Source organism: Mycobacterium sp. (genome assembly GCF_052145595.1).
GTDB lineage: Bacteria > Actinomycetota > Actinomycetes > Mycobacteriales > Mycobacteriaceae > Mycobacterium.
On sequence record NZ_JBKQOI010000031.1, the window covers coordinates 1 to 6,305 of the forward strand.

Annotated in this window: 2 protein-coding genes; one reads left to right on the plus strand and one right to left on the minus strand. The window is 68.8% G+C overall.

The genetic code is table 11. The features are described 5' to 3' along the window. Nucleotides 1-58: 58 nt before the first annotated feature. Nucleotides 59-214 (minus strand): hypothetical protein, encoded by a 156-nt coding sequence (locus tag ACLP4W_RS02080; RefSeq protein ID WP_442383642.1) that lies wholly within the window; start codon nucleotides 212-214, stop codon nucleotides 59-61. A gap of 352 nt (nucleotides 215-566) precedes the next feature. Between ACLP4W_RS02080 and ACLP4W_RS02085 the strand changes: the two genes are divergently transcribed. Beyond that, nucleotides 567-6,305, plus strand: a 5,739-nt coding sequence (locus ACLP4W_RS02085) for a beta strand repeat-containing protein (RefSeq protein ID WP_442383644.1), incomplete at its 3' end; no start/stop codon positions are given.

Sequence of the window (6,305 nt, forward strand, 5' to 3'; positions counted from 1 at the left end):
TAGGCCGGCACGATGAGCTGCGGCATCACCAGGTCGGTGCCATCGACGGCGTGCGGATTCACGAGCTTGCCTCCCACAGGTCGATGAGCGAGGTCGCCAGGTCACGGCGGGGCTTCCAGCCCAGGTCTTCGCTGGCCCGGGTGATGTCCGCCTGCTGCCACGGTATATCCACCGGGCGCGCCAGGTCCTGCGCATCCTCATGTACCGGGGCCATCAGCAAAATGCAGATAGCCCGAAATGGCACATCAGTACCAATACCACCCACAAATTATCTAACACCTAAAAATGATGGCATTATGCACATACCACCATTCCTGGGCCAAAATATTCTCGGCGAAAAATATGGCTGAATGCGGTAATCCGGCATGCAGCGTGAGGCGTCATATTCGACAGTAGGCCTGTATGCGGCTAGCTGCGCCTTTGGCTCTGTGCTGCGTGCTCATCGCACTACTTGTGATTTGCCTAGGTAGAGGAAAGCTCTTTTCAGGATTGGGTGGGGATCGATGAGTGGTCGTATGCGCAGGACAAGGGTCCGCTTGGCTGCATTCCTGGCAGCGGCGCTAACCGTGAGCACCCTTGTGGCGACAGCCGGTGCAGCCTCCGCCGCCACCGCTGCGCCTACGCTGGACCTGAAGGTCCTGCTGATCGGGGACGGGTCTACCGACCCCACCACGGCGGCCTGGGCGGCCGGGCTGACCCAGGAGGGGGTGCCCTACACCGAGGTCGACGCCACCGGTACGTACGGTGCGGAGACGGTGACCCTGCCGGCGTTGACGACGGGAAGCGCGGGGAACTTCAACGGCGTCGTCATCGCCGATTCCCCGGCGGCCTTCGCCGCTGGTCAGCTGACCGCGCTGGATACCTATGAGTCCACGTTCGGCGTGCACCAGGTCGACGGGTACACCGCCCCGTACCTGGGGGAGACCCTCGCCTCGGGCGGGGCCCTGGATGGCACCACCGGGACGCTGACCACTGCGGGCCTGGCTGCCTTCCCGGAGCTTTCGGGCACGGTCCCGTTTGACACCGGCACCTACGGTTACCCCGCTACGGTGAACGCCGGGGCTCCCTACACGTCGATCCTGAATAACGCCGCCGGGGACACCCTGGCCGGGGTGTACCAGCATCCGAGCACCGATCCGCAGGCCGGGGTGGCCGAGCTCGAGCTCAACTTCGACTACAACGCCACCCAGCTGCAGTGGCTGCTGCTGGGGCCGGGGCTGATCAACTGGGTGACCCAGGACGCCCACCTGGGCATGGACCGCAACTACGTCGCGATGGATATCGATGACACCTTCACGCCGGATAACGCGTGGAGCACCACGGTGCACGACAACGACTACTCCGACGCGGACTCGCAGCGGATGGTTCCCCAAGACGTGGTCACCGCGGCGAACTGGTCCAATCCGCTCCTGGATAACGCCCCGAGCGCGCGGCCCGCGGGCGAGCCGACGACGCCGTTCCGGATGGACCAGCTGTTCAACTACGGCGGCACGGTGGAGTACCAGAACGGCGAGCTGAGCCTGCCCGGCGAGCCCGCCACCTGCACCACGCCCCAGTCCTACGGCACCTGCGGCCCGGACCCGCTGCTGGCGCAGTTCCAGGCGAACGACCCGGCCACCGGCAAGCCGTACACGGATGACTTCGGCTGGATCAGCCACACCTACGACACGCCTTACCTCGACGTCGGCTGCGCGACGCAGGACTACATCGAGGCTGAGCTGAACGAGAACACCAGCGACCTGACGGCGGCGCCGGGAACGACGGCTGGCACCGGCGGTCTGGGCGTGCCCGAGTCGACCGTCCCGGCCGGGTCGATCGACGTCTCGAACCCGCTCGGCACCTACAACCCGCAGGTGTTCGTGCCGGGCAACCATTCCGGGTTCGCCGACCTGGCCCCGGGCACCCCGGCGACGGTCGACCCGCCGGACCTGGACGAGGCGACCGCGAGCACGACCGGCGGGACGCTGGCGGCGGGCACGTACGAGTACGCGGTGACCGACCAGTTCAACGGGGCGGACTCGACGGCGACCGACCAGTCCCAGGCGTATGTGACCGATGGCCTGCAGGGTGATCTGGCCCCGGTCGCGGTGACCGGGTCGGCGGGGTCGGTGTCGCTGGTGTGGCAGTCGATCTGCCACGCGGCGAACTACGTCATCTACCGGTCAGCGGCTCCGTACACCAGCTGGACCGAGATCGGCACCTACGCCACGCCGGACTCGGCCACGCTGCCCGACAACAGCTCGGGTGACTCGAGCCCGGCCTCGACCGCGACGGTCTGCCAGGGGCCGACCCCCGCCCCGACCTCCTGCGCCGGGGAGCAGGAGCTCACCTTCAACGACACCGGCGCGACCAGCGGGACGACCACTGGCGGCATCACCTACCTGAACACGCCGATGCCGGCCGGGTGGACACCGCCGGTGGTGGAGAACGCCAACGAGCAGCCGTGGGAGCAGAACCCCTACTTCAACGCGGCCCTGACGGCGGCCGGGATCACCACGGTGGGGGCCGACGCGTCCAAGGCCTACCCCAATCCGCCCGATGGCCAGTTCGGCATCGGCGCCACCTACACCGGGGCGACGTACGCCGCCGGCCAGCCCTTCGTCGACGGCACCGCCCAGGTGGCGCCCCGGCACCCGATCAACGTCTTCTACAACGTGGCCACCAACGCCCAGGAGCTCGACGAGTACAACACGCTGTACACCTCCGTCGCTCCCGACTCTCAGTGCCACGACACCTCGACGACCACGTGCTCTTCGACGCTGTACACCTTCCCCCAGGTCATCACCCAGGTGGTCTCTGGCATGTTCCAGAACATGCTGTCGAACAACCCCGAGATCAACTACGTGCACCAGACCAACCTGATGGGCACGCCGCCGTACTCGAGCATCCTGCCCCCGGCGGGCTACGTCCCGGCGGCCACCGCCGCGTCCGGCACTAGCGGTGACGGGACGCTGTATGAGGTGCTCAACCCGCTGATCGCCGAATACGACGGCTACTTCAACACCAACACCCCCTACGTGCAGCTCACCATGGGCGGCATCGGCAACACCCTGGCCAACCAGACAGCCTGGGCCTCGACCCTGGCCGCCTCATCGCCGACGGTGACCGCCAGCGAGACCAACGGCGTGGTCACCATCGCCAACACCGGCACCGGGGCGGCCAACGTGCCGGTGACCGTGCCGCCCGGCACGACCGTCAGCGGCTCCTCCACCACCCTCGACTCCTACGGCGGGGAGCTGTCGAACTGGCTGAACGTGGCCGGGAGCTCCTCGGCGACGCTGACCGAGAACGTGGCGCCGGCGATCACCAGTGCCGCGTCGGCCACCTCGATCGTGGGTGCCGCGTTCAGCTTCACGGTGGGCACCACCGGGGCGCCTGCGCCGGCGCTGACCGAGACCGGGGCGCTGCCGTCCGGGATCACCTTCACCGACAACAGCAACGGCACCGCCACCATTGCGGGTACGTCCACAGCCGGCACTGGCGGCAGCTTCCCGATCACCATCACCGCCACCAACAGCAACGGGACCACGACACAGACGTTCACGCTGACCAACGCCGAGGCGCCGACCATCACCAGCGCGTCCACCGCGACGTTCAGCACCGGAGTGGCGGGCACGTACACCGTGACCACCACGGGGTACCCGGTTCCCACCATCACCGAGACGGGGACGCTGCCCACCGGGCTGTCGTTCAACGCCGGCACCAGCACCACCCCCGCTACCGTCTCCGGCACCCCGGCCAGCGGGACGGCGGGTACCTACACGGTCACGCTGTCGGCGACCAACGCCTCGGGCAGCACGGTGACGCTGACGCTTACGATCACCGTGAACGCGGCCGCCGCTCCCGTCATCACCAGCGGGTCCACCGCCGACTTCACGCTGAACGCGGCGGGGGCCGCTGCCATCACCACGACCGGCTCACCCACACCGGCCATCACCGAGACGGGCGCCTTGCCCGCCGGGCTGACGTTCGTGGACCAGGGCAACGGCACCGCCCTGCTGTCGGGGACGCCGACCGCCACCGGTACGACCACCTTCACCATCACGGCCACCAACAGTGCGGGGACCACGACTCAGACCTATACGGTCGTGGTCGGCGAGGCCCCGGCCTTCACCAGCGCCAGCACCGCCACGGCCACACTCGGATCGGCGTTCAGCTTCACCGTCACGACCACCGGCTACCCGGCGCCGAGCCTCGGCGATTCCGGCCTGCCGCCAGGTGTCACGTTCATCGACAACGGCAACGGGACGGCTACCCTGTCCGGCACGCCGACCACGGCCGGGGTGTACCCCGTGGCCCTAACCGCCGTCAACGGGACCGGCACGGCCAGCCAGACACTCACGATCACCGTCCCGCAGGCCCCGGCGATCACCAGTGCCAACGCGGCGACCTTCACCGTGGGCACGGCGGGGTCGTTCTCGGTGACGACCACCGGAAGCCCGACGGCGGCGCTCAGCGAGTCGGGTGCGCTGCCCACTGGCGTGACGTTTGTCGACAACGGCAACGGGACGGCCACGCTGGCCGGCACTCCTGCGGCCGGGACTAGCGGCACTTACTCGATCACGATCACCGCGGCCAACGGGGTTAGCCCCAACGCCACGCAGAGCTTCACGCTCACGGTTAACGCGGCCCCCACGGCCCCGGCCATCACCACCGGCACCTCGGCCACGTTCACCGTGGGCACCGCGGGGTCGTTCCCGGTGACGACCACCGGCAACCCGACGGCGGCGATCACCGAATCCGGGACGTTGCCGTCCGGTGTCACGTTTGTCGACAACGCCAACGGGACGGCCACCCTGGCCGGTACCGCGGCGTCGGGCACCAGCGGTAGCTACCCGATCACGATCACCGCGGCCAACGGGGTGAGCCCGAACGCGACGCAGAGCTTCACGCTGACCGTGAACGCGGCCACCGCGGCCCCGGTCATTACCAGCGCCGGCTCGACGACGTTCGCCGTGAGCACCGCGGGAACGTTCTCGGTGACGACAACCGGTAATCCGACGGCGGCGCTCTCGGCCACCAGTAGTCCGGCCCTGCCCTCCGGAGTCACCTTCAAGGACAACGGCAACGGGACAGCGACCCTGGCTGGCACGCCGCCAGCGGGCAGCCAGGGCACCTACACGCTGACCATCACCGCCAGTAGCTCGGCGGGGACGACCGTGCAGAGCTTCACCCTGACCGTGAACAGCGGGCTGGCCATCACCAGCGCAGCGACGGCGACGGCGACCGCGGGCAAGGCGTTCAGCTTCACGGTCACCACGACGGGTACGCCGACGCCAACGCTGACGCGTGCGGGGACCCTGCCCTCGGGCATCACGTTCACCGCCAACGCCAACGGGACGGCCACGCTGAGCGGTACCCCGGCCGCGACGGCACACGGGATTTACCCGCTGACCTTCACCGCCAGGAACTCGACGGGTACGGCCAGCCAGGCCTTCACGCTGACGGTGGACGAGACACCGGCCTTCAGCAACGCGACAACGCTGACGGAGACGGCAGGCACCGCCTTCACGTTCACGGTCAGCACCACCGGCTACCCGACGGCGGCGCTCAGCGCCGGGAGCCTGCCCAGCGGGGTGAGCTTCTCCGACAACGGCAACGGGACCGGGACGCTCTCCGGTACCACCGCGGTCGCGGCCGGGACCGACAGCGTGACGGTCACGGCGACCAACGCCGGCGGCAGCACCAGCCAGACGATCACCCTGACCGTCAAGGCGGCCGGGACAACCACTGAGGCGGTGCCGACCTTCACCAGCGCGGCCACGGCCACGGCGACCGCAGGTAAGGCGTTCACCTTCACCGTCACCACGGCGGCGGCCACTACCTACACCACCAGGGTGACTCATAGCGGGACCCTGCCTGCCGGTGTCAGCTTCTCCAACAACGGCAACGGGACCGCTACCCTGTCCGGCACGCCGACCGCGGCCAGCGGCGGTACCTACCCGATCACGTTCACCGCGACGAATACGGCCGGGACGACAACCCAGTCGTTCGTCCTGATCGTGAGCGGACCGCCCGCGATCACGACGGCCGCGAGCGCTACGGCCACGGTCGGCTCCAGCTTCAACTTCACCGTCAATGCCACCGGGGCACCGGCGCCGACGATGACCGAGTCCGGTGCCCTCCCGCAGGGCCTGACCTGGGTCGACAACGGCAACGGCACGGCCACCCTGGCCGGCACGCCCACGGCCACCGGGGATCCCTCCTTCGGCATCACGGCCACCAACGGCACCGGCACCACCACCCAGACCTTCACCCTGACGGTGAACTCGGCCAGCGCGGCCCCGGCCATCACCTCGGCGGCT

Excerpts from the sequence above, each read along its gene's own strand:
- ACLP4W_RS02080 (WP_442383642.1), bottom strand. The coding sequence starts at position 214 with ATGGCCCCGGTACATGAGGATGCGCAGGACCTGGCGCGCCCGGTGGAT.